Origin of the sequence: Oceanimonas marisflavi (assembly GCF_003049725.1) — a bacterium.
GTDB lineage: Bacteria > Pseudomonadota > Gammaproteobacteria > Enterobacterales > Aeromonadaceae > Oceanimonas > Oceanimonas marisflavi.
On record NZ_QAGM01000002.1, the window covers coordinates 73,793 to 99,944 of the forward strand.

At 61.3% G+C, this 26,152-nt stretch carries 27 protein-coding genes; 9 read left to right on the forward strand and 18 right to left on the reverse strand.

Annotated features, from left to right (window positions below):
- The first annotated feature begins 24 nt into the window (after positions 1–24).
- Complete coding sequence (yjeH, locus tag DA373_RS01925; protein ID WP_232821167.1) at positions 25–1,329, forward strand: L-methionine/branched-chain amino acid transporter; 1,305 nt, start codon at positions 25–27, stop codon at positions 1,327–1,329.
- Here yjeH and DA373_RS01930 read toward each other — a convergent pair.
- Genes DA373_RS01930 through DA373_RS01940 form a run of 3 tightly spaced genes read right to left on the reverse strand, consistent with a single transcriptional unit; the run spans position 1,274 to position 4,244 of the window.
- Positions 1,274–2,368: an ABC transporter permease gene (locus tag DA373_RS01930; protein ID WP_107850674.1), complete on the reverse strand. Its 1,095-nt coding sequence runs from the start codon at positions 2,366–2,368 to the stop codon at positions 1,274–1,276. The genes yjeH and DA373_RS01930 overlap by 56 nt on opposite strands.
- Entirely contained in the window at positions 2,365–3,291 is a 927-nt protein-coding gene (locus DA373_RS01935) for an ABC transporter ATP-binding protein (protein ID WP_107850675.1), read from the reverse strand. The genes DA373_RS01930 and DA373_RS01935 overlap by 4 nt, the downstream gene beginning before the upstream one ends.
- Positions 3,288–4,244 (reverse strand): HlyD family secretion protein, encoded by a 957-nt coding sequence (locus DA373_RS01940; protein WP_157953673.1) that lies wholly within the window; start codon positions 4,242–4,244, stop codon positions 3,288–3,290. The genes DA373_RS01935 and DA373_RS01940 overlap by 4 nt, the downstream gene beginning before the upstream one ends.
- Before the next feature lie 148 nt (positions 4,245–4,392).
- Here DA373_RS01940 and cysQ point away from each other — a divergent pair, with 148 nt between their 5' ends.
- Complete coding sequence (cysQ, locus tag DA373_RS01945) at positions 4,393–5,190, forward strand: 3'(2'),5'-bisphosphate nucleotidase CysQ (protein ID WP_107850677.1); 798 nt, start codon at positions 4,393–4,395, stop codon at positions 5,188–5,190.
- A 106-nt stretch (positions 5,191–5,296) separates the two neighbouring features.
- On the opposite strand, the gene fghA is transcribed toward cysQ, so the two are convergent.
- Both fghA and DA373_RS01955 read right to left on the reverse strand, forming a co-directional pair.
- Entirely contained in the window at positions 5,297–6,133 is an 837-nt protein-coding gene (gene fghA / locus DA373_RS01950) for an S-formylglutathione hydrolase (protein WP_107850678.1), read from the reverse strand.
- 178 nt (positions 6,134–6,311) lie between these two features.
- Positions 6,312–7,436, reverse strand: coding sequence for an S-(hydroxymethyl)glutathione dehydrogenase/class III alcohol dehydrogenase (locus tag DA373_RS01955; RefSeq protein ID WP_107850679.1), 1,125 nt, complete (start codon positions 7,434–7,436; stop codon positions 6,312–6,314).
- 247 nt (positions 7,437–7,683) lie between these two features.
- On the opposite strand from DA373_RS01955, the gene DA373_RS01960 reads away from it, so the two are divergent.
- The 3 genes from DA373_RS01960 (at position 7,684) to putP (ending at position 11,087) form a co-directional block, all read left to right on the forward strand.
- Complete coding sequence (locus tag DA373_RS01960; protein ID WP_107850680.1) at positions 7,684–8,553, forward strand: LysR family transcriptional regulator; 870 nt, start codon at positions 7,684–7,686, stop codon at positions 8,551–8,553.
- A gap of 105 nt (positions 8,554–8,658) precedes the next feature.
- Positions 8,659–9,429, forward strand: coding sequence for a helix-turn-helix domain-containing protein (locus DA373_RS01965; protein WP_107850681.1), 771 nt, complete (start codon positions 8,659–8,661; stop codon positions 9,427–9,429).
- A gap of 161 nt (positions 9,430–9,590) precedes the next feature.
- Positions 9,591–11,087 carry a sodium/proline symporter PutP gene (putP, locus tag DA373_RS01970; protein ID WP_107850682.1) on the forward strand — a complete coding sequence of 499 codons (1,497 nt, stop codon included), beginning with the start codon at positions 9,591–9,593 and terminating at the stop codon, positions 11,085–11,087.
- Positions 11,088–11,292: 205 nt separating this feature from the next.
- Here the strand turns inward: putP and bfr (DA373_RS01975) are convergent, their stop codons facing one another.
- From bfr (DA373_RS01975) to DA373_RS01995, 5 genes are all read right to left on the reverse strand, one after another.
- A complete protein-coding gene (gene bfr / locus DA373_RS01975) occupies positions 11,293–11,763 on the reverse strand; it encodes a bacterioferritin (RefSeq protein ID WP_107850683.1) in 471 nt (156 codons plus the stop codon).
- Positions 11,764–11,775: 12 nt separating this feature from the next.
- Positions 11,776–12,240: a bacterioferritin gene (gene bfr, locus DA373_RS01980; protein WP_107850684.1), complete on the reverse strand. Its 465-nt coding sequence runs from the start codon at positions 12,238–12,240 to the stop codon at positions 11,776–11,778.
- Positions 12,241–12,585: 345 nt separating this feature from the next.
- Complete coding sequence (locus DA373_RS01985) at positions 12,586–13,746, reverse strand: CehA/McbA family metallohydrolase domain-containing protein (RefSeq protein WP_107850685.1); 1,161 nt, start codon at positions 13,744–13,746, stop codon at positions 12,586–12,588.
- A gap of 90 nt (positions 13,747–13,836) precedes the next feature.
- On the reverse strand, positions 13,837–14,229 hold the full coding sequence (locus tag DA373_RS01990) for a SpoIIAA family protein (RefSeq protein ID WP_107850686.1): 393 nt from the start codon (positions 14,227–14,229) through the stop codon (positions 13,837–13,839).
- Between the two features lie 46 nt (positions 14,230–14,275).
- Complete coding sequence (locus tag DA373_RS01995; protein ID WP_107850687.1) at positions 14,276–14,737, reverse strand: MarR family winged helix-turn-helix transcriptional regulator; 462 nt, start codon at positions 14,735–14,737, stop codon at positions 14,276–14,278.
- 139 nt (positions 14,738–14,876) lie between these two features.
- Between DA373_RS01995 and DA373_RS02000 the strand changes: the two genes are divergently transcribed.
- Genes DA373_RS02000 through DA373_RS02010 form a run of 3 tightly spaced genes read left to right on the forward strand, consistent with a single transcriptional unit; the run spans position 14,877 to position 18,974 of the window.
- A complete protein-coding gene (locus tag DA373_RS02000; protein WP_107850688.1) occupies positions 14,877–16,007 on the forward strand; it encodes a homogentisate 1,2-dioxygenase in 1,131 nt (376 codons plus the stop codon).
- Between the two features lie 28 nt (positions 16,008–16,035).
- Positions 16,036–17,028 (forward strand): fumarylacetoacetate hydrolase family protein, encoded by a 993-nt coding sequence (locus DA373_RS02005; RefSeq protein ID WP_107850814.1) that lies wholly within the window; start codon positions 16,036–16,038, stop codon positions 17,026–17,028.
- The gene (locus DA373_RS02010; protein WP_107850689.1) at positions 17,025–18,974 is read left to right on the forward strand and encodes an acetoacetate--CoA ligase; all 1,950 of its coding nucleotides are present in this window, start codon (positions 17,025–17,027) and stop codon (positions 18,972–18,974) included. Before DA373_RS02005 ends, DA373_RS02010 begins: the two co-directional genes overlap by 4 nt.
- A 137-nt stretch (positions 18,975–19,111) precedes the next feature.
- Here DA373_RS02010 and DA373_RS02015 read toward each other — a convergent pair whose 3' ends face one another.
- The 4 genes from DA373_RS02015 to rpe all read right to left on the reverse strand — a co-directional run bounded on the left by DA373_RS02015 (position 19,112) and on the right by rpe (position 21,800).
- A complete protein-coding gene (locus tag DA373_RS02015; protein ID WP_107850690.1) occupies positions 19,112–19,324 on the reverse strand; it encodes a hypothetical protein in 213 nt (70 codons plus the stop codon).
- Positions 19,325–19,433: 109 nt separating this feature from the next.
- A complete protein-coding gene (gene trpS, locus DA373_RS02020; protein WP_107850691.1) occupies positions 19,434–20,441 on the reverse strand; it encodes a tryptophan--tRNA ligase in 1,008 nt (335 codons plus the stop codon).
- 23 nt (positions 20,442–20,464) lie between these two features.
- Positions 20,465–21,133, reverse strand: a complete 669-nt coding sequence (locus DA373_RS02025; RefSeq protein WP_107850815.1) for a phosphoglycolate phosphatase — start codon at positions 21,131–21,133, stop codon at positions 20,465–20,467.
- Positions 21,126–21,800 (reverse strand): ribulose-phosphate 3-epimerase, encoded by a 675-nt coding sequence (gene rpe / locus DA373_RS02030; RefSeq protein ID WP_107850692.1) that lies wholly within the window; start codon positions 21,798–21,800, stop codon positions 21,126–21,128. Before rpe ends, DA373_RS02025 begins: the two co-directional genes overlap by 8 nt.
- Before the next feature lie 234 nt (positions 21,801–22,034).
- Here rpe and DA373_RS02035 point away from each other — a divergent pair, with 234 nt between their 5' ends.
- Positions 22,035–22,220: a DUF2970 domain-containing protein gene (locus DA373_RS02035; RefSeq protein WP_107850693.1), complete on the forward strand. Its 186-nt coding sequence runs from the start codon at positions 22,035–22,037 to the stop codon at positions 22,218–22,220.
- A 41-nt stretch (positions 22,221–22,261) separates the two neighbouring features.
- Here the strand turns inward: DA373_RS02035 and DA373_RS02040 are convergent, their stop codons facing one another.
- From DA373_RS02040 to aroK, 4 genes are all read right to left on the reverse strand, one after another.
- Positions 22,262–23,089: a Dam family site-specific DNA-(adenine-N6)-methyltransferase gene (locus DA373_RS02040; protein WP_107850694.1), complete on the reverse strand. Its 828-nt coding sequence runs from the start codon at positions 23,087–23,089 to the stop codon at positions 22,262–22,264.
- A gap of 62 nt (positions 23,090–23,151) precedes the next feature.
- Positions 23,152–24,465 (reverse strand): SPOR domain-containing protein, encoded by a 1,314-nt coding sequence (locus DA373_RS02045; RefSeq protein WP_107850695.1) that lies wholly within the window; start codon positions 24,463–24,465, stop codon positions 23,152–23,154.
- Between the two features lie 6 nt (positions 24,466–24,471).
- Positions 24,472–25,539, reverse strand: a complete 1,068-nt coding sequence (aroB, locus tag DA373_RS02050; RefSeq protein ID WP_107850696.1) for a 3-dehydroquinate synthase — start codon at positions 25,537–25,539, stop codon at positions 24,472–24,474.
- A 15-nt stretch (positions 25,540–25,554) separates the two neighbouring features.
- Positions 25,555–26,073, reverse strand: a complete 519-nt coding sequence (aroK, locus tag DA373_RS02055) for a shikimate kinase AroK (RefSeq protein WP_107850697.1) — start codon at positions 26,071–26,073, stop codon at positions 25,555–25,557.
- Between the last annotated feature and the right edge of the window lie 79 nt (positions 26,074–26,152).

Genomic DNA, 26,152 nt, shown 5'->3' on the forward strand with positions numbered 1-26,152 from the left:
TACTGAATACGGATTTGAAACTCGATGGGACGTTTGCATAAACAACTGGGGCTGGGCTACGGCACCGGCATGATGGCCACCTCACTGCTGGGCAGTGGCATTTTTGTGGTGCCGGCGGTGGCCGCCGGCCTGGCGGGAGCAGACTCGTTATGGGCCTGGCTGTTACTCATGGTGCTGGTGCTGCCGGTGGCCTTTACCTTCGCCCGTCTGGGCCGGGCCTACCCTCATGCCGGCGGTGCGCCCCACCTGATTGGCCGGGCCCTGGGACTGCCGATGGAAAAGCTGGCCGCGTTTTTGTTTCTGGCGGTGCTGCCGGTGGGCCTGCCCGCCATGCTCACCCTGACCACCGGTTTCTGGCATGCGCTGTTTCCGCTCAATAACACCGGCGATCTGCTGGTGCAGCTGGGCACCCTGGGGCTGGTGCTGGTGCTGGGCAGCCGCCCGAGCGGGGCCTCCGGACTGGTGCAGTTGCTGATTGCGGTGACCATAGTCGGCCTGCTGGTGGCGGTATGGCTGGCGGGGGATCTGGCATCCAGCGCCGCCGCTACCCTGCCCGCCCCGTCTGCGGTGAGCTGGAGCGCACTGCCCGCCGTGCTGGCGGTCATGTTCTGGTGCTTTGTGGGGCTGGAAGCCTTTACCCATATGGGCGAGGAGTTTCGCCGCCCGGAGCGGGATTTTCCCCTGGCATTGCTGTTCGGGGTGCTGCTGGCGGGCTTTATCTATTTTGCCTACGCCATGGCGGTGGTGAAGTTTGGTCTGTATGGGGACGAGCGCACCAACACCACCTCCTTCCCGGTGCTGCTGGCCATGCTGTTTGGCGAGCCCGGCCGCTGGGCTGCGGCGCTGGTGGGCTACGCCGCCTGCTTTGCCGGCCTCAACCTCTATGTGCAGGGCTTTGGCCGGCTGCTGTGGAGCCTGGCCGACGAGGGCAAGCTGCCGGCATCTCTCGGCCGGCTAAACCGCCACGGCGCGCCCTTTAAGGCGTTGTGCTGGGTAGTGGGTGCCAGCGCACTGTGCGTGCTCGCCGCCTGGCTGTTTCACATGCCGCTGGAAACCCTGATGCGCTACGCCAACGGCAACTTTGTGCTGGTGTATCTGCTGGCGATGATCGCCGGAGTGAAACTGCTGCAGGGGCTCTGGCGCATGGTTGCCCTGGCGGCCACCCTGCTGTGTGCCGGGGTGTTCGTATCATTGGGGCTGGAAGCGGGCTACGCCCTGGTGATGGGAATGGGGTTTGTGGTGATGCGCCGCTGGCACAAACGCCGTGCGCGCCTCAATCCAACCGCTTGTGAAAACGGCGGGCGGCAACAACCAGGCCGAGCAGGGTAAAGCCGGCCAGCCAGAGGGCATCGGGGGCCAGGGTGGCAATGTCGGCATCCCGCAGCAAAATGCCCCGGGCCAGGCGCATATAGTGAGTGGCGGGCAGGCCCTCGGCCAGCCACTGGGCGGCCACCGGCATGCCCTCGTAGGGGAACATAAAACCCGACAGCAAAATGGACGGCATCAGCACGAACACTGTCATCTGCATGGCCTGCAGCTGGTTGCGGGCCAGAGTGGAGATCACCAGCCCCAGCACCAGGCTGGCGGCAATAAACAGCAGGGTGGCCAGCAGCAACTGCAGCGGGCTGCCGTTGACGGGCACATCAAACAGCGCCACCCCCAGCGCCAGTATGATCACCAGCTGCACCAGTCCGGCAAAGATGTAAGGCACGATTTTGCCGATCATCAGCTCCATGGGCGTGACCGGGGTGGTGATCAGCCATTCCAGGTTGCCCCGCTCCCGCTCCCGCACCACCGCCAGGGCAGTAAACAGCACCATGGTCATGGTGAGTATCACCCCAATCAACCCGGGAATAATGTTTACCGCCGCCCGTTGTTCCGGGTTAAACAACAGGGTGACGGCAAAGGGCGCCTTCAGCCCGGGCGATGGCGGGATTTCCGGCAGCGCAGCCTGGCGCAGCAGGACGCTTGCCAGCAGCGGATCCGTGCCGTCCACCAGCCATTGCCCCAGCGGGCGCTCATCCTGACGCCGGCGTGCCAGATCCGCCGGCAGCACCAGCGCCGCCCTCACCCGCCCGGCCACTATGGCCGATTCGGCCTCGGCCGGGTGCGTCAGACGCTCGGTAAACATCACCAGACCACCGGCTTCCAGCCGTGCCGCCAGCGCCCGGCTGCTGCCGGTTTGTGCCTGATCCACCAGCGCCACCGGAATATGCCGTACCTTGGTGTTGATGGCATAGCCAAACAACAGCAGCTGCAACAGGGGCACCATGATCACCATGGCAAAGGTGAGCCGGTCCCGGGACAGCTGGCGGAACTCCTTGACCATAATGGCCTGAATACGGCGCAGACGAACGGCCAGGCTCATGAATGGCCTCCGGTGCAGCTGACAAACACATCCTCCAGGCTAGGCCGCACCTGGGTCAGCTCGGCCTCACTCAAACGCTCCGGCAGTTGCTCGCGCAGCCAGCTCACCGGCTGTTCAATGCGGCCATCCACCAGCACCCGCAGTCGCAGGCCCAGCTGGGCGGCAGACTGCACCTCTGGCAGCGCCAGCAGCTCCCGCTTCAGCTCACGCAGGTCGCTGGTAAGCACTTCCACCACGGTGGCGCCCAAATTGCTCATCAGCCGCTCCGGCGAGCCGTCGGCCCGCTTGATGCCATTCTCCAGAATGGCCAGGCCATGGCAGCGCTCGGCCTCGTCCATATAGTGGGTGCTCACCACTATGCTGGTGCCGCTGTCGCACAAGTCGAACAGCTTTTCCCAGAAGTCGCGGCGGTTTTCCGGATCCACCGCCGAGGTGGGCTCATCCAGAAACAGCAAATCGGGCCTGTGCACCACAGCCGCCGCCAGTGCCAGCCGCTGGCGCTGGCCGCCACTCAAGGAGCCCGCCAGCTGACCCGACAGCGCCGTAAGATCGTGAGCAGTCAGCAATTCATGAATGCGCTGTCGTGCCTGGCGGCCGCCCAGGCCCTGCACCCGGGCCACAAAGGCCAGGTTTTCCTGCACCGACAGGTCTTCATAGAGGGAAAAGCGCTGGGTCATGTAGCCCACCCGCCGGCGCAGGGCCTCGGCCTGCCGGGGCACCGGTAGCCCCAGCACGGTTACCCGGCCATCGCTGGGCAGCAACAGGCCGGTGAGCATGCGCAGGCAGGTAGACTTGCCACTGCCGTTGGGACCGAGAAAGCCGTAAATGGTGCCGGCGGGAATGGCGAGTTCGAGGCGGTTCACCGCTACCAGCTCGCCAAAACGGCGGGTGAGCTCATGCGTTTCAATGGCCAGCTCACTCATGGCGACACCGGCCACACCTGAGCGGGCACACCGGAAGGCAAGTCCGCGGCCTCTGGCGGCAACTGCACCCGGGCCAGATACATCAGCCGGCTGCGCTCGCCCTCGCTCAGGGCGTAATAAGGGCCGAATACCGGCTCACTGGCCATCCAGCTTAGCTTTCCTGCAAAGGACTCAGGCTCGCCTTCCACCCATACCCGCATGGCATCTCCAGTGTGCAGCCCGGTGCGCGCCGGCGCCGGCACATACACCTCGGCATAAGGCGCGGTGCCGGTTTCCAGCACCGCCACCACGGCGCCCGCCGCCACCCTGTCGCCCACCCGGTAGGGCAGACTTTCCACCACGCCATCGCGACTGGCTTCAATGGCGAGTTCATTCAAATGAAAACGGGCCAGCGCCAGCCCGGCCTGACGGGCATCCCGCGCCGCCTCGGCGGCATCTATCTCCTGTGAGCGACTGCCCGCCTCGGCCCGGCTTAACCGCTGGCGCGCCGCCGCCGCTTGCGCCTGCAATCGATCAAACGCCGCCTGCACTCTGTCCAGCTCTGCCTGGCTGGCCAGCTCACGCCTGGCCAGTATCCGCACACGCTCCAGATTGCGGCCGGCTTCCGGCAACAACACTTGCAATTGTTCCAGCTCCGCCTTTGCTGCGGCGATATCTTCCGCCCGGCTGCCCGCCCGCAACAACGACAATTCCGCCTCGGCCTGGCGCAAATGAGCCTGTTGCCGGTTTACCTCAAGCTGCAGGCGCTCCGGGTTCAGTTGCACCAGCAGGGTACCGGCGCTCACCTTGCCTCCTTCCGCCACCGGTTGCGCCACCACCCGCTCACTTGCGGGCGCAATAAGCTCAATGCGATCCCGCTCCAGCGTGCCCAGCCAGCGATGGCTGTCGGCAGGTTTGCAGCCGTGCAGCAACAGAGCACAGACGCACAGCAGCATGCGGCAGAAAACAGACATAACGGATTCCATTGAGATTGATGGCTTCAGCTTAGCCGAGAAGGGATGCTAATGACTTGCGCCAAATCAGCCCGGCATGCAGTTCAGCAGCAATCCGGGTAACATAGCCGGCCATATGTGCCCCGCCTTCAGGAAAAGGAATTATTCAATGCCCATCACTCAGGAACTGCTTAACCAGACCGATGCCCTGGCCCGTGAGGCCGGCGCCGCCATTATGGAAATCTATGGCCGGGACTTTACCGTTGAGCACAAGGAAGACAGCTCTCCCCTCACCGAGGCGGATGCCGCCGCCCACCACATTATTGTGAACGGCCTGGCTGAGCTGCCGCTGCAGGCGCCTGTGCTGTCGGAAGAAGACACAACCTGTTTTGCCGGTGCCGATGCCGAGGGCCGCTACTGGCTGGTGGACCCCCTGGACGGCACCAAGGAGTTTATCAAGCGCAACGGCGAGTTCACCGTGAACATCGCGCTTATTGAGCACGGCAAGCCAGTGCTGGGGGTGGTGTATGCGCCGGCCCTGGGCGTGGGCTATATGGCCGCTGAAGGACTGGGGGCGTTCAGGTATAAAGGCGATGAAGCCCCGGTGGCTATTGGCGTGGCAGAGCATAAAAGTGACCAGCCCTGGCGGGTGGTGGGCAGCCGATCTCACGCTGGTGGCGAATTGCCGGCCCTGCTGGAGAAGCTGGGCGAGCACGAGCTGGTGGCCATGGGCAGCTCACTCAAGCTGTGCCTGGTGGCGGAAGGCAAGGCCGATGTGTATCCGCGCCTGGGGCCCACCTCGCTGTGGGACACGGGTGCCGCCCAGTGTGTGGTAGAGCAGGCCGGCGGCCGGGTGCTGCAGCTGAACGGCGAGCCACTGAGCTACGCCAATACCAAGGAAGTGCTGAATCCGTATTTTCTGGTGCTGGGCAAAAACAACCTGAACTGGCCGGGGATGTTTGGCTGAATTGGAGCGCAGGCTGCCAGCCTGCATTAGCGCCCGTAAGGGCGCTTGATTAAAGGTTGCCGCTTCGCGCCAAATTGCGGGCAGGCTGCCCGCGCTCCAGTATTACTTATGCCTCAAGATGCCGGGCATGAAAACGCAGGTGGTCTTCAATAAAGCTGGCGATGAAGTAGTAGCTGTGGTCGTAGCCGGGCTGCAGACGCAGCTCGAGCTCGGCGCCGGCGGCTTCGGCGGCCGCTTTCAGCGCCTGGGGCCTGAGTTGCTCGGCCAGGAAGTTGTCGGCCTCGCCCTGATCCACCAGCACCGGCAGTGAGCAGCCTTTTGCCTGCAGCAGCAGGCTGGCGTCGTACTCGGCCCAGGCGGCCTTGTTCTCACCCAGGTAGGCGCCCAGTGCCTTGTGGCCCCAGGGGCAGTCTGTGGGGTTGGAGATGGGCGCAAAGGCCGATACCGACACAAACCGCTCGGGGTTGCGCAGCGCCAGCACCAGGGCGCCGTGGCCGCCCATGGAGTGGCCGCTGATGGCACGCTTGCCATTGAGCGGCAGCTCGCTTTCCACCAGTGCCGGCAGCTCATTCAGCACATAGTCGTACATGTGATAGTGCGCATTCCAGGGTGCCTGGGTTGCGTTCACATAAAAACCCGCGCCCAGGCCCAGATCGTAGGCGCCTTCAGGGTCGTCGGCCACGCCGTCGCCCCGGGGGCTGGTATCGGGAATAATCAGCGCCAGACCAAGCTCGGCGGCCACCCGCTGGGCGCCAGCCTTGGCGGAGAAGTTCTCGTCGGTGCAGGTGAGGCCCGACAGCCAGTACACCGCCGGCACCGGGCCCTGCTCGGCCTGGGGCGGCAGAAACACGGAAAACTGCATGCTGCAGTTGAGGGTTTTGGCGTCGTGCTGATAGCGGATCTGACGACCGCCAAAACACTTTTGCTCTTGTACCAGTTTCATTCTTTCTCCTTGTAGGCCCGACTTCAAGTCGGGCAAAGCGTGCTGAATACAGCAACAAAGCCCCGTTAAAACGGGGCCTACAGGTGCGGTAAGTCGCCCCGGCACGGCTTGCAGACACAGCGCTGTGCCTGCAGCCATGATGTTCGTCTTACAGCTTAAAGCTGATAGCTTACAGCTATCACTTATCGTACAGGATCACGGAGCGGATGGACTTGCCTTCGTGCATCAGGTCAAAGGCGTGGTTGATGTCGTCCAGGCCCATGGTGTGAGTGATAAAGGTGTCCAGCTCGAATTCGCCGTTCATGTACTGTTCAACAATACCGGGCAGCTGGGAGCGGCCTTTTACGCCGCCGAAGGCGGAGCCTTTCCAGACCCGGCCAGTCACCAGCTGGAACGGACGGGTGGAGATCTCGGCGCCGGCCGGGGCCACACCGATGATCACCGACTCGCCCCAGCCCTTGTGGCAGGCTTCCAGCGCAGAACGCATCACCTTGACGTTACCGATGCACTCAAAGGAGTAGTCCACGCCGCCGTCGGTCATTTCCACGATCACGTCCTGGATCGGCTTGTCGAACTTGCTCGGATTCACGCAGTCGGTGGCGCCCAGCTTTTTGGCGATCTCGAACTTGTCTTCATTGATGTCGATGGCAATGATGCGGCTGGCCTTGGCCTGCACCGCACCGATGATCACCGCCAGGCCAATGCCGCCCAGGCCGAATACGGCCACTGTGTCGCCTTCCTGCACGTTGGCGGTGTTCTTGACCGCACCCATGCCGGTGGTCACGCCACAGCCCAGCAGGCACACTTTTTCCAGCGGGGCTTCCTTGCTGATTTTGGCCAGGGAGATTTCCGGCACCACGGTGTGCTCGGCAAAGGTGGAGCAGCCCATGTAGTGGAAAATCGGCTTGCCGTCCTTGAAGAAACGGGTGGTGCCGTCGGGCATCAGGCCCTTGCCCTGGGTGGCGCGCACGGCCTGGCACAGGTTGGTTTTGCCGGATTTGCAGAATTTGCACTCGCCACATTCGGCGGTGTACAGCGGAATCACGTGGTCGCCCACCTGCAGGCTGGTTACGCCCTCGCCCACGGCTTCCACAATGCCGGCGCCTTCGTGGCCCAGAATGGACGGAAACACGCCTTCGGCGTCGTCGCCGGACAGGGTGTAGGCGTCGGTATGGCAAACACCGGTGGCCACAATGCGAACCAGCACTTCACCCTTCTGGGGCGGCATCAGATCCACTTCTTCAATGCTCAGCGGCTTGCCCGGTTCCCAGGCGACGGCGGCGCGGGTTTTCATCATTTCCATGGTTTGCTCCTGTTTGCTTTCGGTGTTGTCTTTAAGTGAAGCGCGAGGCGGCTGTAGGCGCCGCTTTAGCTGGCGCGAATCTGCCGGCACCTGCGGGTGTAAGGCGCGCTTCGCACGCCCTGCCAACTAAAGTGGCAGCTACAGGCCAAGCATATGCAGCCCTACGCTTTGTATGCCGGCTATTGTAATACGGCTGTTTCCCATGATAATGCTCCACAAGGCAAATGATTTTTACCTGTGAGTAATAATGACCAATTGGGAAGGCATTAACGAGTTCATCAGTGTAGTGGAAACGGAGAGCTTTACCGCCGCCGCCCGCCGGCTGAATGTGTCGGTGGCCCACGTCAGCCGGCGCATCAACCAGCTGGAAAAGCGGCTGGGGGCCAAACTGCTGTACCGCACCACCCGCAAGCTTCACCTTACCGAAACCGGACGCATCTACTACCGCCAGGTACGCCGGGTGCAGGACGAGCTGCAGGCCGCGGAAGAGCAGGTGATGGCGATGGAGGGCAATCCGGCGGGCAAGCTGCGTATTACCGCGCCTGTGTATTATGGCGAGCAGTTTCTGGCGCCGCTGGTGAACGACTTTCTGCTGCGCTACCCGGAGCTGAAGCTCGACATGGTGCTCACCAATCAGACGGTGGATCTGGTGCAGGAAGGCTTTGATCTGGCCATTCGCCTGGGCACCCTGGACTCCTCCAGCCTGATGTGCCGCAAGCTGGCCCGGCGCACCCAGTTTTTGTGTGCCGCCCCTGCTTATCTGGCCCGCTACGGCATTCCGGAAAGCATTCATGCGCTGGGGCGGCACCGCTGCCTGGCCGGCACCGTGGATCACTGGCGCTTTCTGGAGCAGGGCAAGCCCCGCGCCTTTCGGCTGCAACCGGGCTGGCACTGCAACTCCGGGCTGGCACTGAAAGACGCCGCCATCAAGGGGCTTGGCATCGTGCAACTGCCCGACTATTACGTTACCGAGGAGCTGGAAAAAGGCCTGCTGGTCAGCCTGCTGGACGAATGCCGGGTTCCGGACGATGGCGTCTGGGTGGTGTATCCCAATAACCGGCATCTGTCACCGCGGGTACGGCTGCTGGTGGATTACCTGGTGGAGCAACTGGGCTAGGCGCACTCCGGCTCGGTGCCGCGTGGCGCCCAACTGACTTTACCCGGTGCCGGGTATACAATTGGCAAAATTCCAGACCGCCTGCCCTGCCGGAAGGAAGCCAGCATGCCCTCGTTCAAGCCTTGCGAAATTCTGACGTTGCCCGCCGAAATGGCCACCCACCAGCATCACTACAACCAGATGGTCATCGGCCTGAACGGACAAACCGAGTTTGATATTGACGGCAACGGCAGCCTGCTCGGCCCCGGCCAGGGTTGCCTGGTGGCGTCTGAGCTGGATCACGCCTTTGGCGGCCTGGGCCGCAACAGCATACTGGTGGTCAATCTGCCTCCCCTCTCCACCCCCTGGGTACCCAACGGAGAAACGCGGCTGTCGGGCCTGTTCGATAAACCCCGTTACTTCCAGCTGCCATCCCAGGCCCGGCAACTGGTGTCGGCGCTCAGCCAGGAAATCAGCAGCAACCCGGAAGACGAGCTGCTCGGTCAGGCCTGTGCTCATACCCTGATATGCGCCCTGCAGCGGCACATGGCCTTTAACCCCTCCCGGCCCCGGCGGACACAACTTAACCTGGATCTGCTCGATGATTACATTCGCCAGCACCTGCACCGCAAGATCAGCGTCACCCAGCTGGCCGGCTGCGTGTTTCTGGGCGAAAGCCAGTTTCACCAGCTGTTCAAGGAGCAGACCGGGCTGTCCCCCTATCAGTATGTACTGCAGAAAAGGCTGACCGAGGCCTGCCGGCTGCTGACCAGCAGCCAGCACAGCCTGGCCGACATTGCCCAGCGTTGCGGTTTTTCCAGTCAGAGCCTGTTCACTCAGGTATTCAGTCGGAACCTTGGTGTGACGCCAGCCCGTTATCGCAAACTGCACGGGTGATCACAACCACACCAAAACCGGAGTTTTACTAAAAAAAACCGGAGCATTCCAAAAGACGCGTATTCAGTCAGGCCCTACTATCCTTGGCTGTAACAATACAGTAACCAAGGACCACGCAACTCACGCGTGTATGTCAGGAATTCATCCTGGAGGAACGGGGAATGATTGAACCCAGCTTTGCCATTACCGGCACTTTTATTGTTTATCTTATCGGCATGCTGGCGATTGGCTATTACGCCTATCAGCGTACTGCCAACTCGTCGGACTACTTTCTGGGCGGACGCTCACTCGGCCCCTGGCCCGCGGCCATTTCTGCCGGCGCTTCAGACATGAGCGGCTGGCTGCTGCTCGGCCTGCCCGGCTACGCCTATGCCGCGGGCATGGAGTCCTTGTGGCTGGCCGGTGGCCTGCTGCTGGGCACCTGGGCCAACTGGCAGTTCTGTGCCAAACGCCTGCGCACCTACACCATTGAGACCGAAAACGCCCTGACCATTCCCGAATATCTGTCGCGCCGGTTTGAAGACAACTCCAAACTGCTGCAATCCATCGCTGCGTTTTTCATTCTGCTGTTCTTCCTGTTTTATACCAGCTCCGGGCTGGTGGCCGGCGGCAAGCTGTTTGAAACCGTGTTCGGCCTGGACTACCAGATTGCCGTGGTGCTCGGCACCGTGTGCATCGTCTCCTACACCCTGTTCGGCGGCTTTCTGGCGGTATCCTGGACCGATCTGGTACAGGGCCTGCTGATGGCGGCCGCCCTGATGTTCGTACCCATTGCCGCCATGGAAGGTGGTTTCGGTCAGTTCAGTCAGGATCTGTCTGCCATCAACCCCGAGCTGCTGACCCTGTGGAACGACATGCAGGGCGAGCCGCTGTCGCTGATTGCCATTGTGTCTCTGGCCGCCTGGGGCCTGGGCTATTTTGGCCAGCCTCATATTCTGGCGCGGTTCAAGGCCACCCGCAGCAACAAGGACATCGGCACCGCCCGCCGCATTGCGGTGAGCTGGAGCCTGCTGTCCATGGCCGGTGCCGTTATGGTGGGCATGGTGGGCCTGCTTTATGTGAACAAGGAGCTGGGCGGCGAGCTGGCCGACAGTGAAACCATCTTTATGGTGCTGGTGAACGCCATGTTCCATCCGGTGATTGCCGGCATTCTGCTGGCCGCCATTCTGGCCGCCATCATGAGTACCGCCGACTCCCAGCTGCTGGTGTCGTCCTCGGCGCTGGCGGAAGACTTCTACAAGCGGGTGTTCAAACCCGACGCCAGCTCGGAAAGCATCGTCAACGTGGGCCGCTTTGCGGTGGTTGCTCTGTCGGTCATCGCCCTGGTGCTGGCCTTTAACCCCGACAGCACAGTGCTGGGTCTGGTGTCTTACGCCTGGGCCGGTTTTGGCGCCGCCTTTGGCCCGGCCCTGCTGTTCAGCCTGTACTGGCGCAACATGAACCGCAACGGCGCCCTGGCCGGCGTGCTAGTGGGTGGTATCACAGTGGTGGTGTGGAAGCAGCTGTCCGGCGGCCTGTTCGACCTGTACGAAATCGTGCCCGGCTTTGTGCTGGCCTCGGTAGCCATTGTGCTGGTCAGCAGCCTGACCGGTGGCGCCAGCCGCTCGGTAACGGCCACCTTCGACAAGTACCAGAAAAGCCTGGAAACCCTGGACTGATCGATACCAATTACATTAAGCAAGTGATCTGTTTTCGGCCCTGTTGTAGCTGCCACTTTAGTCGGCAGGGCCTGTGCAAAAGGCCTTGGAGACACCGTCGTCTGCAGGTTTGCGCCAGCTGAAGCGGCGCCTACAGCTCAGGTACACAAAGCAAAAGGCCGGCAATTAATTGCCGGCCTTTTTATATTAAGCGTGAAGTTGTCTGTCAGCCCATCTGGGACTGCAGATAGTTGGGCAGACCGATGCGCTGGATCAGGCCCAGCTGCTGCTCCAGCCAGTGGGTGTGGTCGTTCTCGGTGTCTGCCAGCAGCACCTGCAGCATGTCGCGGGTCTGGTAGTCCTGCTCCTGCTCGCACAGGGCCATGACCTTGCGCAGATCCTTGATCACCTTGTATTCCAGATCCAGGTCGCTCTGCAGCATGGAGGGCACGTCCTTGCCGATATTGAGCGGCACCCGGGTGACCATGTCGGGAGTGCCTTCCAGAAACAGGATACGCTCAATCAGCTTGGAGGCATGGCCCTTTTCGTCTTCAAACTCATGGTCAATGCGCTCATACAGCTTGGCCAGCCCCCAGTCTTCATACATGCGGGAATGGATAAAGTATTGATCCATGGCGCTGAGCTCGCCGGCCAGCAGCTCGTTCAGCGCGGTAATGATTTTCTGGTTACCTTTCATTATTCAGCTCCGTTACAGTTGTGACTGCTGGTAATTCTCAAGGCCAATTTTGCCGATCAGATCGAGCTGGGTGTCTATCCAGTCGAGGTGGCCTTCTTCGTATTCTTCCAGCTCGCACAGCAGCTCGCGGGACACAAAATCCTGCACCGATTCGCAGTAGGCAATGGCTTCTTTCAGCACCTGCAGCTGCTCTTCCACCTGCTGCCGGTCACAGCCGAGCATTTCTTCGGTGTTTTCGCCGATGCGCAGCCGGTTGAGGTGCTGCAGGTTGGGCAGCCCTTCCAGAAACAGAATACGCTCGATCAGATCGTCGGCCTGTTTCATGTCTTTAATGGACTTCTTGTATTCCCGCTCGTTGAGCTGGTGCAGCCCCCAGTTCTTGAACATGCGGGCGTGCAGAAAATACTGGTTGATGGATGTCAGCTCGATGCTGAGCACCTGGTTGAGGTACTCAATGACCTTCTTGTCGCCTTGCATAACCACTCTCCCCCTCTCGATGATGGCCATAAGGATAGACGCCAACCCCGTTTTTTTCAAATTAAAACCAAACTTAAGTGTCTGATTTAATTAAATTTAACTGTGAACGAGAACGAGTGGCATTTGCCCTTTTTTGCCGCATTGAATATGCCGGCCCTGCTGGACCGGGCGTTATACCAACCGGATTAAACACTTACTCATTGTGTACCTGAGCTGTAGGCGCTGCTTCAGCTGGCGCAAACCTGCAGACGACGGTGTCTCCAAGGCCTGTTGCACAGGCCCTGCCGGCTAAAGTGGCAGCTACAGCAGGGCCGAAAACAGATCGCTTGCTTCATGTCATTGGTATTACTCTATCCAGATGGGGTTGGAATAGGCGCGCTTGCCGTTGCGATCTTCCACCACCCACTGCATCCAGGTGTGGTTGGGGGGCACCGGCACACCGGTTCTGAACCACTTGGCGCCGTTAATTTTCCAGCCGGCCACCTGCTTGCCATCCAGCCACACTTCGGCTTTGGCCAGGCCCACCTCGGAGCGAAACTCCACCTGGCTTTCGCTGAAGGGCCTGGCGGTACCGCCAAAGTTGGTGGTCACGGGATAAACCTGAGGGCCAAAGCTGAGGAAGCTGTGTCCCTTGACGGCGGCGCTGGCATAGTCGGTGCTGAGGCGACCGTTGGGGGTATAGGCATAAAGCTTGCCACTGTTGCCACCCAGGTACACTTTTTCGCCCCGGCTCCAGCGCTGCCGCAGTTCTTTGAGCTGAGCATCAAAGCCCGGCGTGACCGGGGCCAGCTCTAGCAGCGCCAGCCGGGCCTGTCCCTGGCCGGCATAGAGGGGCTTGTCGGTGCTGAGCACGTCCAGCGAGCCGGCGCTCAGCCAGGCGCTGACGTCTCCCCCCTTGCGGTTTTTACGCAGATCGTCACTTTCATACAAAATGCCCAGTTCGTTCTGCAGGCTGGCGGCGGTCCAGTGTGCCTGCACCATATTGGGCATGTCGTTGTAGTCGGGTTGCTCAAGCGGCCCCTGATTGCGCTCCAGCCGGTAGCCCGAGAAATTCGCCTGGCCACCATTTGCCAGCGAGCTGCTCAGGCGAATGCCGGCATTGTCGCGGTTAACTTCATAGCGGCTTTTAAGGGTTTGCCCCTGCCACTGGCGCTCCAGCTCTATCACCACGCGTTCGCCGGTTTGCTCGACCACGTCAATTTTTGTCGGCACATGCTGGCCTTCACCGGGAACAAAGTCGAGAGAACGCACCAGATCGGGGCCGTAACGGCCGTTGCTGGCAATGGCCAGATCCACCAGGGCGCCGGTGTCGGCACTGATGGCAAAGGCGAAGTAGGGAGATCTGACGGTAATGTCCTGCTTGCCGGTGGCGTTGCCATCCTTGATAAAGGTGGGGCCGCGGGTCACATCCAGCCCGGCGGACGCCAGATCGGAGCCGTTTTTTGAGGCACAGGCAGAAAGCACCAGGGCCGCCAGCAAGGTCAGCCCGGTTTGATAAAAGCGCATAGTGAAAACCCCGAAAGAGAAACAAAGTCGCCGTGATTCTGACAGTTTGGCGGCGGATCTCAATAGCACGCTCGAGAAAGCCGCCGGCTGTCAGGCGGCCTTGTCATCGAGCCAGGCCTCGGCTTCGGTGAGGCTTTCAAAATATTTCACCTCGCTGCCCAGCATAAACCAGTCCACCAGAGTGGCCATGATTTTTTCCTTGAGGTTGCAGCCCACTATGGCCAGCTTGCTGAACTCATCGCCATGCTTGCGGGTGAAGCGAATATCCTCCCAGAAGGCCCGGGCCTCCCAGCCGTTAAATCCGGTCAGATCAATCAGGGCGAGAATACGCGGCTTGTCCATGGCGGCCAGCTCCTGTTCCAGCCGCTGCTCCATCTCGCGAAAGTCGTCGTAGGCAATATCACCAAAAATGCGCAGATGCAGGCGCAGGGTGTGGCTGTTTTGCCGGTTCATCTCCACTTCCATGCCATGTGCTTCAAGCATGTTTCCTCCCGTCTGTCTGTGACTGTGGGAGTAAGTATAGAGCCGCTCAGCCCCGGGAGCCGTCCATTCGTTCCAGCTGTGTCAGCAGGCAGTTCAGGCTGTCTATCAGAGAATGCGTTTTTTCCCCGGGCAGGCCCTGCGCCAGCCGGCGTTCCCATTCCAGTACCCGGGGCACCATGCGCCGGTACAGGGCCTTGCCTTCAGCAGTAAGCACAATACGTGCTGCTCGCTGATCCTTCGGGTTGGGGGTACGCCGGATAAGCCCCTTGTCTTCCATGCCCTGAAGGGCTCGCGACACCTTTACCTTGTCCATGCAGGTCATCTCGGCCAGCTCCCGGGCGATCAGGGCTTTTCCTTGTCCCAGCACGGCCAGCAGCCGCCACTCGGGCCGGGTGATGCCAAACTCGCTGCGATAAAACTTCGCCAGCTCACCACTGACCTGCTCGGCCACCTGCATCAGTTTGTAGGGAAGAAAGCGCTCAAGCGCCAGATCGTCCTTGCCATCCATGTTTGATTCCTTGCAATCCATCCAGACGGGAAGTGTAACCATTTTGCCATGGGCCTTTGAAGAGGCCGCCACAATATGGCGGGGCGGCTATAGTGATAAAGGTAACAAACACCGCCTGATCCGACAGGGGAGGCACAGCATGAAAAACGGGGTTTCCTTTCCCCTGCGCGAAGGTGAGCATTCCCGCCAGGCCCACTGCGATCTGCCCGCCGGCAGCTTTGAACGGGAAATAGGCAAGGACGGCTTTTTCGGGCCGACCAGCCATATGTATCACCGCCATCCGCCCACCGGCTGGAGCCACTGGGAAGGGCCGCTGCGCCCCCGCGCCCTCGACACCCGTCGGTTGCCGGACATGGGCCCGTCTCCCTGGGATGCCGCTCCGCTGTTGTATAACGATCGCCTGTGCATTCGTCTGTGGCGCTGCCAGAACGCCATGGATCATCTGGTGCGCAACGGCGACGGCGACGAATGCCTGTTTGTGCATCAGGGCCATGGCGAGCTGTATTGCGATTATGGCCGGCTGCCGTTTAGTGAAGGCGACTATCTGGTGCTGCCCCGCTCCACCAGCTGGCGTATTGAGCCAAAGGCGCCGGTAACCCTGCTGATGATGGAAGCCACCCACGGCAGCTACCGGCTGGCGGATCGGGGCCCGGCGGGGCGGCACGCCATTTTTGACCCGGGTGTGCTGGAGCATCCCCGCATTGACCATGCCTTTGCCCGCCAGGCCGAGGCGCCCGGCGAGTGGCGGGTACGGCTCAAGGCACGAGGCCAGATGAACACCATTACCTATCCGTTCAACCCGCTGGATGCGCTTGGCTGGAAGGGCGATCTCACCGTGCTCCGGCTCAACTGGCGGGACATTCGGCCGCTGATGAGCCATCGCTACCATCTGCCGCCCTCGGCCCACAGCACCTGGGTGGCCGACGACTTTGTGATCTGCACCTTTGTGCCCCGGCCCATGGAGTCGGATCCCGGTGCGCTCAAGGTGCCCTTTTTTCATAACAACGACGATTATGACGAAGTCATTTTCTATCATCAGGGCAACTTTTTCAGCCGCGACAACATCGACGCCGGCATGATCACCTGGCACCCCTGCGGTTTTACCCATGGTCCTCACCCCAAGGCGCTGGCCGCCGGCAGCCAGGCCCGCCGCACCGAAACCGACGAGGTGGCGGTCATGATAGACAGCCGCCAGCCCCTGAATCTGGCGGAGCTGCCGGCGGGCGTGGAAAACACCGGTTACGTGAATTCCTGGCAAGGCAAGACCTGAGCCACATAACGCAAACAAGGAGGTAATGGTGAAACTGGCCTCTCTCAAGGAAGGACGCGACGGCAGCCTGGTGGTGGTGTCCCGGGATCTGCGTCGGGTCTGCAGCGCCGAAGGGGTGGCCCCCACCCTGCAGGCCGCCCTCGATAACTGGGACGACTGCGAGCGGGCCTTGCAGGCGCTCTATCAGCAGCTGAACCGGGGCGATCACAACGACACCTTTGCCTTTGACCCACACTCCTGCGCCGCCCCCCTGCCCCGGGCCTATCAGTGGGCCGATGGCAGTGCCTATGTCAGCCATATCGAGCTGGTGCGCAAGGCCAGAGGCGCCGAGATGCCGCCGAGTTTCTGGACCGATCCGCTGATGTATCAGGGCATGTCCGACGGGTTTCTCGGCCCCTGCGACGATATTGAGCTGGCCGATGAAGCCTGGGGCATCGACTTTGAAGGAGAAGTGGCGGTCATCACCTCCGATGTACCCATGGGCACCGCTGAGCGCCAGGCCCTTTCTCATGTGCGGCTGCTGATGCTGGTGAACGATGTGTCGCTGCGCAACCTGATTCCGGGGGAGCTGGCCAAGGGCTTTGGTTTCTTTCAGTCCAAGCCCGCCACCGCCTGCTCGCCGGTGGCGGTGACCCCCGACGAGCTGGGCCGGCACTGGCAAAACGGCCGGGTACACCACCGCCTGCGGGTAAGGCTTAACGACAAATTGTTTGGCGAGCCCCATGCCGGCACCGACATGACCTTTGGCTTTGATCGCCTGATCGCTCACGCCAGCCTGAGCCGGCGACTGGGGGCTGGTACCATTATCGGCTCGGGCACGGTATCAAACCGGGATGAAACCACCGGCTGCTGCTGTATTGCCGAGCGCCGCACCCGGGAAGTCATCGATACCGGCAGCGCCAGCACGCCCTTTATGCAGTTTGGCGATCGCGTGCACATGGAAATGCTCGATGAACAGGGGCTATCAATTTTCGGTACCATCGAGCAGCAGCTGGTGCCCTACAAAGGGCCCGGCGCATGACCAACTCTCCCCTGTGGACACCCTCGCCCGAGCGGGTGCAGCAAAGCCTGCTGCATGCCTTTATAAAACGGCTGGAGCGGGAGCTGGGCCTGCAGTTTGATGACTATGCCGCCTTGCATGCCTGGTCGGTGAAATACCCCGATCTGTTCTGGCACCAGCTGTGGCGTTTTGCCGGTGTGACTGGCCACCGTGGCAGCGTGACGGTGACCAGTCCCGATGATGCCGAGCATGCTATATGGTTTCCCGAGGCCCGGCTCAATTTCGCCGAAAACCTGCTGACTCACGAGCGGGTGCCGGCCAGTGAGCCCGCGATTATCGCCCTTACCGAAGACGGCACCACACGCACGCTGAGCTGGCATCAGCTGCAGCAACAGGTGGCGGCAACGGCCGCCTGGCTGGATGACGCCGGAGTGACTCCCGGCGATGTGGTGGCGGGGTTTATGCCCAATATTCCGGAAACCCTGGTGGCCATGCTGGCCACCGCCAGCCTGGGGGCAATATGGACTTCCTGCTCCCCCGACTTTGGCGCCGAGGGGGTGATTGAGCGCTTTGGCCAGACTCAGCCAAAGGTGCTGTTTGCCGCCGATGGCTACCGCTATAACGGCAAGGCTCATAACAGCCGGGCCCGGGCTGCTGCCATTATGCAGGCCATTGCCAGCCTCACTCACCGGGTGGAAGTGCCCTGCCTGAATGAGTCACCGCCCCCCGATGGCGTAACCAGCTGGTCCGCCATGCTGGCCACACACCCACATGCGCCACAGACGTTTCATTCCATGCCCTTTAACGCACCGCTCTATGTGCTGTATTCCTCGGGTACTACCGGCAAGCCCAAATGCATGGTGCACGGTGCCGGCGGCACCCTGCTCAACCATCTTAAAGAGCACATGCTGCATTGCGATATTCGCCCGCGGGACCGGGTGTTCTATTTCACCACCTGCGGCTGGATGATGTGGAACTGGCTGGCGTCGGCCCTTGGCAGCGGCGCCACCCTGCTGCTCTATGACGGCGCCCCCTTTTATCCCGATGCCGGCCGGCTGTGGCAGTGGTGCGCAGAGCAAGGGGTAAGCCTGTTTGGTACGTCGGCCAAATACCTGGAAGCACTGGAGAAAAACGGCCTGCAGCCGGGCCGTGAATATCACCTGGGGGCACTGCGTACCCTGTGCTCTACCGGCTCGCCACTGGCGCCGGAGCAATTCGACTTCGTCTACCGGCATATCAAAAGCGATGTGCTGCTGGCCTCCATTTCCGGCGGCACCGATATCTGTGGCTGCTTTGTGCTGGGCAACCCCCTCAGCCCTGTATACCGGGGCCAGTGCCAGGGCCCGGGGCTGGCCATGGACGTCAGAGTGTTTGATGACAACGGCCAGGCCGTTGTCGAAGAGCCGGGCGAGCTGGTGTGCTGCAACGCCTTTCCCAACCGGCCGGTGGGCTTCTGGAACGACGCAGACGGCAGCCGCTATCACCAGGCCTATTGGGCCCGCTGGCCGGGGATGTGGCATCACGGCGACTTTGTGACTCAGACGGCCGAAGGCGGCATGGTGTTTCACGGCCGCTCCGACGCCGTGCTCAACCCGGGGGGCGTGCGCATTGGCACCGCCGAGATTTACCGGCAGCTGGCGCGTTTTGAGGAAATCGCCGAGTCGGTGGTGATTGGCCAGCGCCGGGGCAACGACGAGCGGCTGGTGCTGTTTGTGCAGCCGGCTCCGGGCCATGCATTAACGGATGAGCTGAGTGAGGCCATTCGCGCACGGCTGAGAGAAGCCTGTTCCCCCCGTCATGTACCGGCGGTGATCCTGGCGGTAAATGACGTGCCCCGCACCCGCTCGGGCAAGCTGGTGGAGCTGGCGGTACGCAACGTGGTGCACGGTCAGCCAGTCAAAAATCTGGAAGCCCTGGCCAACCCGGAAGCGCTGGCGCAGTTCAAGGACAGGCCGGAGCTGGACTAAAAAAACAGCTGTGAGCTATCACTACGAGTAGGTTGTGATGAGCGAAGCGAATCCCAACTCATACAGGCGACGGCGGAATGTTGGAATTCGCTGAAGCTCATTCCAACCTACGGACCATATCGGGCTGCTTACCGCTGTCAGCTGTCGAGGTAGCGACCGAGTGTGAGCTCCCGTTCGCGCTGGCATTCAGCCAGATAAATGGCGGCGGCGACGGTCGACATATTGTGATATTCGTCAATGGCCCGGGACACCATACGCTCCAGGGTCTTGTCATTCTTGGCCATGCGAAACTTGCGCAGCCAGTACATTTTGTCTTTCAGATCCTGCTCTGAAACCTTCTGTTCTGTCATCAAAGAAGTTAATTCCGGTAAGGAAGGACGCAAAAATGGCCGAAGCCTGAAAATAAGACGGTAAAAAACTCAAAATAGTTCCCGCGCCGGCAGCGCGGGAATATCAGGCTCAGCGAGCCCGGGGCACGAAGCCGATGACATCATACACCTTGTCGAGGGTCTGTACCGCCTTGGCCCGGGCCTTGTCGGCCCCCAGCGTCAGTACCCGACGCAGCTCGGTTTCGTCTTCCCGCAGTTCGTGAAAACGCTGCTGAATGGGGGTGAGCATCTCCAGCACCGCCTCGGCGGTTTCGGTCTTGAGATGACCGTACATTTTGCCTTCAAAATGCTGTTCCAGCTCGGCAATGGAGCGGCCACTGACACCGCCCATCAGGGTCAGCAGGTTGGACACACCGGGCTTGTTTTCGGTGTCGAAGCGCACCAGGGGCGGATCATCCGAGTCGGTTACCGCCCGCTTCAGCTTCTTGGTGATCTTCTTGGGATCTTCCAGCAGGCCGATGAAGTTGTTGGCGTTGTCATCCGACTTCGACATCTTCTTGGTGGGCTCCTGCAGGCTCATGATGCGGGCGCCGTCTTCGGGAATAAAGGGCTCGGGCACGGTAAAGACGTCGCCGTAGAGCTGGTTGAAGCGGTAGGCGATGTCCCGGGTCAGCTCCAGATGCTGCTTCTGATCGTTGCCCACCGGCACCTGATTGGCCTGATAGAGCAGAATATCGGCCGCCATCAGCGCCGGATAGGTAAAGAGACCGGCGTTGATGTTTTCGGCGTAGCGGCTGGACTTGTCCTTGAACTGGGTCATGCGCGACAGCTCACCAAACTGGGTGTAGCAGTTGAGCACCCAGGCCAGCTCGGCGTGCTCGGGCACATGAGACTGAATAAAGATGGTGCTCTGCTCCGGTTCCAGACCAATGGCCAGATACAGTGCAGCGGCGTCGAGGCAGGCCGAGCGCAGGGCCTGCGGATCCTGACGCACGGTAATGGCGTGCATGTCCACGATGCAGTACAGACAGTCGTAGTCCTGCTGCATTTTCACCCACTGGCGCAGGGCGCCCATGTAGTTGCCAATGGTCAGCTGGCCCGAGGGCTGGGCGCCGCTGAGTACGATGGGTTTAGCCATGATATTCCTTGTGGTGTATTTGGTTAAAGCTTGAGTATTGAGGCAAGACCGGCAAAGTCGTCCAGCACCCAATCGGGCCGGCTGTCGGCAATGGGCCGGCCGTAGTTATAGCCGTAGGTGAGCGCCGCCACCGCCATGCCCGCAGCCTTTGCCGCCAGCACATCGTTTTCCGAGTCGCCCACCATCAGGCTGCGGGCCGGGCTCACATCCAGCCGCTCGCACACATGCAGCAGGGGCGCCGGGCTGGGCTTTTTCTCGGCCATGCTGTCGCCGCCCAGAGCCAGCTCAAAATGGTCGGCAAGCCCCGCTGCCGCCAGAATGCCGGGCACGAAGCGATAAGGCTTGTTGGTGACCAGGGCCAGGCGTTTGCCGGCGCTGCGCAACCGCTCAAGGGTGTCGAGCACACCGGGATAAAACACCAGAGCGCCGTCGGCATGGCCGGCGTAAGCCTCATCGAACAAGGTGCGGGCATGACGGTGCAGTCCGGCCTCTGGCGCCTGCCCCGCGGCAGCGGTGAGCGCCCGCTGCACCAGCATGTCGGCGCCGTTGCCCACCCAGCAGCGCACCGCATCCACCGGCTGGGTAGCGTGGCCCAGCTGGCCCAGCATGTCATTGATGGCCTCGGCCAGCTGAGGCACGCTGTCGATCAGGGTACCGTCGAGATCGAACTGAATGAGTTCAAACTCAGCCATGAGCGGCAGCCAGCTCCCGGCGCATTTCATCGATCACCGCCTTGTAGTCGGGCTTGCCGAAAATGGCGGAGCCGGCCACAAACATATCGGCGCCGGCTTCGGCGATGTCACGAATGTTGTCTGGCTTGACGCCACCGTCGATTTCCAGGCGAATGTTGCGACCGCTTTCATTGATGCGGCGGCGGGCTTCACGCAGCTTGTCGAGGGTGCCGGCGATAAAGGACTGGCCGCCAAAGCCCGGGTTGACCGACATCAGCAGAATGACGTCCACCTTGTCCATCACATAGTCGAGATAGCTGAGCGGCGTGGCCGGGTTGAACACCAGGCCGGCCTGGCAGCCATGCTCGCGGATCAGCCCCAGGGTGCGGTCGATATGCTCGGAAGCTTCCGGATGAAAGGTGATGATGGAAGCGCCGGCTTTGGCGAATTGGGGCACCAGGCTGTCGACCGGCTTGACCATCAGGTGCACGTCGATGGGAGCGGTAATGCCATAGTCGCGCAGGGCTTGGCACACCATGGGACCTATGGTCAGGTTGGGCACATAGTGGTTGTCCATCACATCGAAGTGGACGACGTCGGCACCGGCTTCCAGCACTTTCGACACGTCTTCACCCAGACGGGCAAAGTCGGCAGAAAGAATGGACGGAGCTATCAAAAAGTCTTTCATGGGGTTACCTTGAGCGCAAAAAACGCACCGATTCTACCCCAGCGGGGGGGGATTCTCTATACCCCTACCCCTTCGGGGAGCTTTCAGCCGTAAGCTGTCAGCTGTAAGTTCAAGATCCTGGCCTGCAGGCACAGCGTCGTGTCTTCAGGCCGTTGGTGTTTTCTTATAGCTTAAAGCTGATAGCTTACAGCTCCCCGAAGGGGGACAGCTCCCCGAAGGGGAAAGGAGTAAATAATGAAATGGAAACACAGAATGCAGGGGGTGCTGGCGGCGATGTTCGGGGTGCAATCGGAGCATAACCGCCAGGCGCAGTTCAGCGGCAGCCCGTGGCCCTGGATGGCGCTGGGGGTGGTGTTTATTCTGCTGTTGGTGCTGGCGCTGGTGGGCGTGGTGAAACTGGTGCTCGGCGGTGAGGGGTAAAACGTAAGGAGTGAGGTGATGGTCTGTTCACTCTTCTCCCCTCACTCCTCACCGGCCTTCGGAGCGAACAGCGCCAGCAGTTCGTCTACTTTCTGGCGGTTATGGCCGTGGCGGCTGATGGTGCGCTTGACCGCCACCACGTCAAGGCTGGCGTCCCGGTACAGCTCCCGGGTCAGCGGAATATCGTGATTGCTGATCAGCACCGGCACCCCTTTGGCGGCGGTTTCCCGGGCCAGCCGCGCCAGTATGGCCTGATCGTCCAGGGTAAAGCCGTTGGCGGCATAGGTGGTAAAGCTGGCGGTACTCGACAGCGGCGCATAGGGCGGATCGCAGTAAAACACCTGATCCGGCCCGGCACTGGCAAACACCTCGGCGTAGCTCTTGCACACAAAGGTGGCCTTCTGCGCCTTTTCGGCGAAAAACCACAGCTCCTTCTCGGGAAAATAGGGCTTTTTATAGGCACCAAAGGGGACGTTGAAGCCGCCCTTGCGGTTGTAGCGACACAGACCATTGTAGCCGTGGCGGTTCAGGTACAGAAACAGCAAGGCCCGGCGCCAGCTTTCCCGCTCCTGATTGAATTCGGTGCGCAGGCCGTAATACACCGTCTTGTCGTTGTTGCCCGGCACAAAGAGTCCGGCCGCCTCGCGCACAAAGGCATCGGGGCGCGCTTTCAGCAACTGATAGAGATTGATCAGATCGGCATTGATATCGGCAAGTACATAGGCATCAAAGTCGGAGTTGAGAAACACCGAGCCGGCACCCACAAAGGGCTCCACCAGAGTGCCCGCTTCGGGCAGGCGGCGGTTGATGTTGTCTACCAGACCGTATTTTCCGCCAGCCCATTTAAGGAAGGCGCGGGTTTTCGTCATTGTTGCCATGCTTGCCGAACCGTGTGAAGGGCGCGCATTGTACCCCCATGCCGCGCTCATGGCTATGGGCCGGCTTCTTTTTGCACCTGACCAAAGGGCTTGGGCCAGGGCCTGGCGGCACGCAGCTCGGCCGGCAGTATGTCAATGGCGCGCCGCGCCTGCTCCGCCGACTCAAAATCGCCAAACACCAGCACAAACCAGGGTTCTTCCTTGATGGTGCGCGGGTAAATCCAGGCCGGTGTCAGGGTATGACGGGCGGCCAGCTGCTGCAGCACCTGCTTATCCCGGCCCGCCATCAGCTGCAGTGTGTAGTGATCCACCGGTTTTTGTGCAAGCGTTGCCAGCGAGCCCAGTGCCAGCTGCTCCTGTTGCCCAGCTTCCGGCTTCGGCGGCACTCCCCGCTCCCGCTCCATCAGCCGGCTCACCACCTCATCGTCGATCACCACCCGCTCCTTGCTGCTGTCGTCGGGAGATTCTGCGATCTGCGTAGCCACCTGAGGCGCTTCGGGCAGCGGCTCTGCCGGCCAGGCTGCTGCCTGCTTGCCGCTTTCCTGCTCTTCCGGTACCAAAGGCGGCACCGGCGCCACCGCAGCGGACGGCTGCTCACTCTGAAACGGCTGCGTGACCTCGGGCACGGGTGTTGCTCTGCCCAGCAGCCAGGTAACAAGCACCACCAGGCCAAGCAGAATAAGCCCGGTCAGCAGAACCTTGACCGTTTTTTGCTCCAGCCACTGCCGGTATTCAGGTGTTCTCATGGTCGACTCCGTGCTCACTGCCACATCCCCCGGGAAATGCAGCCGTTCCAGTTGCTCCGCCGCCGGCTCCACTCCCAGACTGATACACAACTGCCGTTTATCTTCTGTACTCAGGCCGGGGATATCCAGAACCGGCACCGACAACTCCCGCTCCCCCCTGAACAGGCTGCGCACGCCCCCCACCCAGGACGGCAGGCCCAGCAATACCATAAAGGGCCGCTGCTCCGCCGGCAGCTCCAGACTCAGTTCGGCCAGCTCCTGCAGCTGGACATCGGTCAGCCACTGGGCATTGTCAACAATCAGCAAACGTCTGCCCGCCTTTGCCGGCAGCAGCCGGGTAATAGCATTGAGCAGGGTGTCTTCGGTGTCGAATGCGGCGCCGGCAAACCACTGCGCCAGCAGGGTTTCACGAAAGAGAGTCTGACTGGTAATAAGACGGGCATCCAGCACCGCGGGTGTAAGCAGCCCGCTCTGTTGCGCCAGCATGCCGGCCAGGGTGGTCTTGCCGGCGCCCTTGGGGCCGGAAACCAGCACCAGTCCGTGCTCAAGCCGGGAGAGATGCAGCAGCTGCTGAAGCAACTGCTGCTGGGATGAGAGTGTCAGCGGGGAACCGGCAGCCACGCGGCCTTAACTCAGCACTTGCGCCAGCTGGGCTTCGGTCACGTCGTCCACCACCTGAGCCCGGCCAATGCCCTGAGGCAACACCAGCCGCAATTTGCCGGCCAGTACCTTTTTGTCCCGCAGCATGTGGGGCAAATAGTGCTCAATGGTCATTTGCCCGGGCCCGGTGACCGGCAGGCCGGCCTGTACCAGCAGCGCCCTGACCCGTTCCACCTCGGCATCGCTCATATCGCCGCGCAGCCGGGCGGTATGACAGGCCTGAATGGTGCCGGCCGCTACCGCTTCGCCGTGCAGCCAGTTGCCGTAGCCCATTTCCGCCTCAATGGCATGACCAAAGGTGTGGCCCAGGTTGAGCAGGGCACGCACGCCGTGTTCACGCTCGTCGCAGGCCACCATTTCAGCCTTGATCTCGCAGCAGCGACGAATGGCGTAAGACAGGGCACCGGTGTCGAGCTGCTGCAGCCGGGTCAGATTTTGCTCCAGCCAGGTAAAAAAGCCGGCGTCCCAGATAATGCCGTACTTGATCACCTCGGCCATGCCGGCGGCAAACTCCCGTTGTGGCAGGGTCTGCAGGCAAAGAGTGTCAATCAGCACCAGCTCCGGCTGGTAAAAGGCACCGATCATGTTCTTGCCCAGCGGATGGTTAACCGCCGTCTTGCCCCCTACCGAAGAGTCGACCTGGGCCAGCAGGGTGGTGGGCACCTGAATAAAGGGCACGCCGCGCTGATAGCAGGCGGCGGCAAAGCCGGTGAGATCACCGATAACACCGCCTCCCAGGGCAACCAGGGTGGTATCCCGGCCATGACCGCTTTCCAGCAGCTTGCCCATTACCCGGTTAAAGGTATCCAGGGTTTTGTACTGCTCGCCGTCGGGCAGCACCAGGCTTTCAGCCTCCAGCGGTGCCAGCGCCGCCAGCAGGCGCTCGAGATACAGGGGGGCCACCACCTCATTGGTGATCACCAGCACCTTTTTTCCCTTGACCGCGTCCTTCAGCAAGGCGCCATCAGACATCAGTCCTTCGGCGATCAGTATGGGGTAGCTGCGCTCCCCCAGGTTGACGGTTAACCTTTCCATGGCGCTTCTCCGGGCTTACAGGCCGATAAGTTCAACGATCTGGTTGGCCACCAGTTTGGCGCTCTGCTCATCGGTGCGCACCACATAGTCGGCCACTTCCCGATAAAGTTCATTGCGCTCTTCGGCCAGACGCTCCAGCACATCGCGGGGGGCTTCTTCGGTTTGCAGCAGCGGACGGCGCTTGTCTTTCTGCACCCGGGCCAGCTGTTTTTCCACCGTGGTTTCCAGGTATACCACTATGCCCCGGGCCGACAGCCGGTTACGGCTTTCCCGGCTCTTGATGGAGCCGCCGCCGGTGGCCAGCACTATACCCTGCAGCTCGCTCAGCTCGTTAATGACCTTTTCTTCGCGTTGGCGGAAGCCTTCTTCGCCCTCTACATCAAACACCCAGCTGATATCGGCACCGGTACGGCGCTCGATTTCCTGATCGGAGTCATAAAACTCCATATGCAGTTGCTGCGCCAGGTATTTACCGATGGTGCTCTTGCCCGCACCCATGGGCCCTACTAGGAAGATATTGCGTTTCTCAGCCATGTTGCACGAAATTCTCACAAACAAATGCGCCCCACGAACACCGCGGGGTCGACGATGAACCTAACCTTGATTTTCTGAA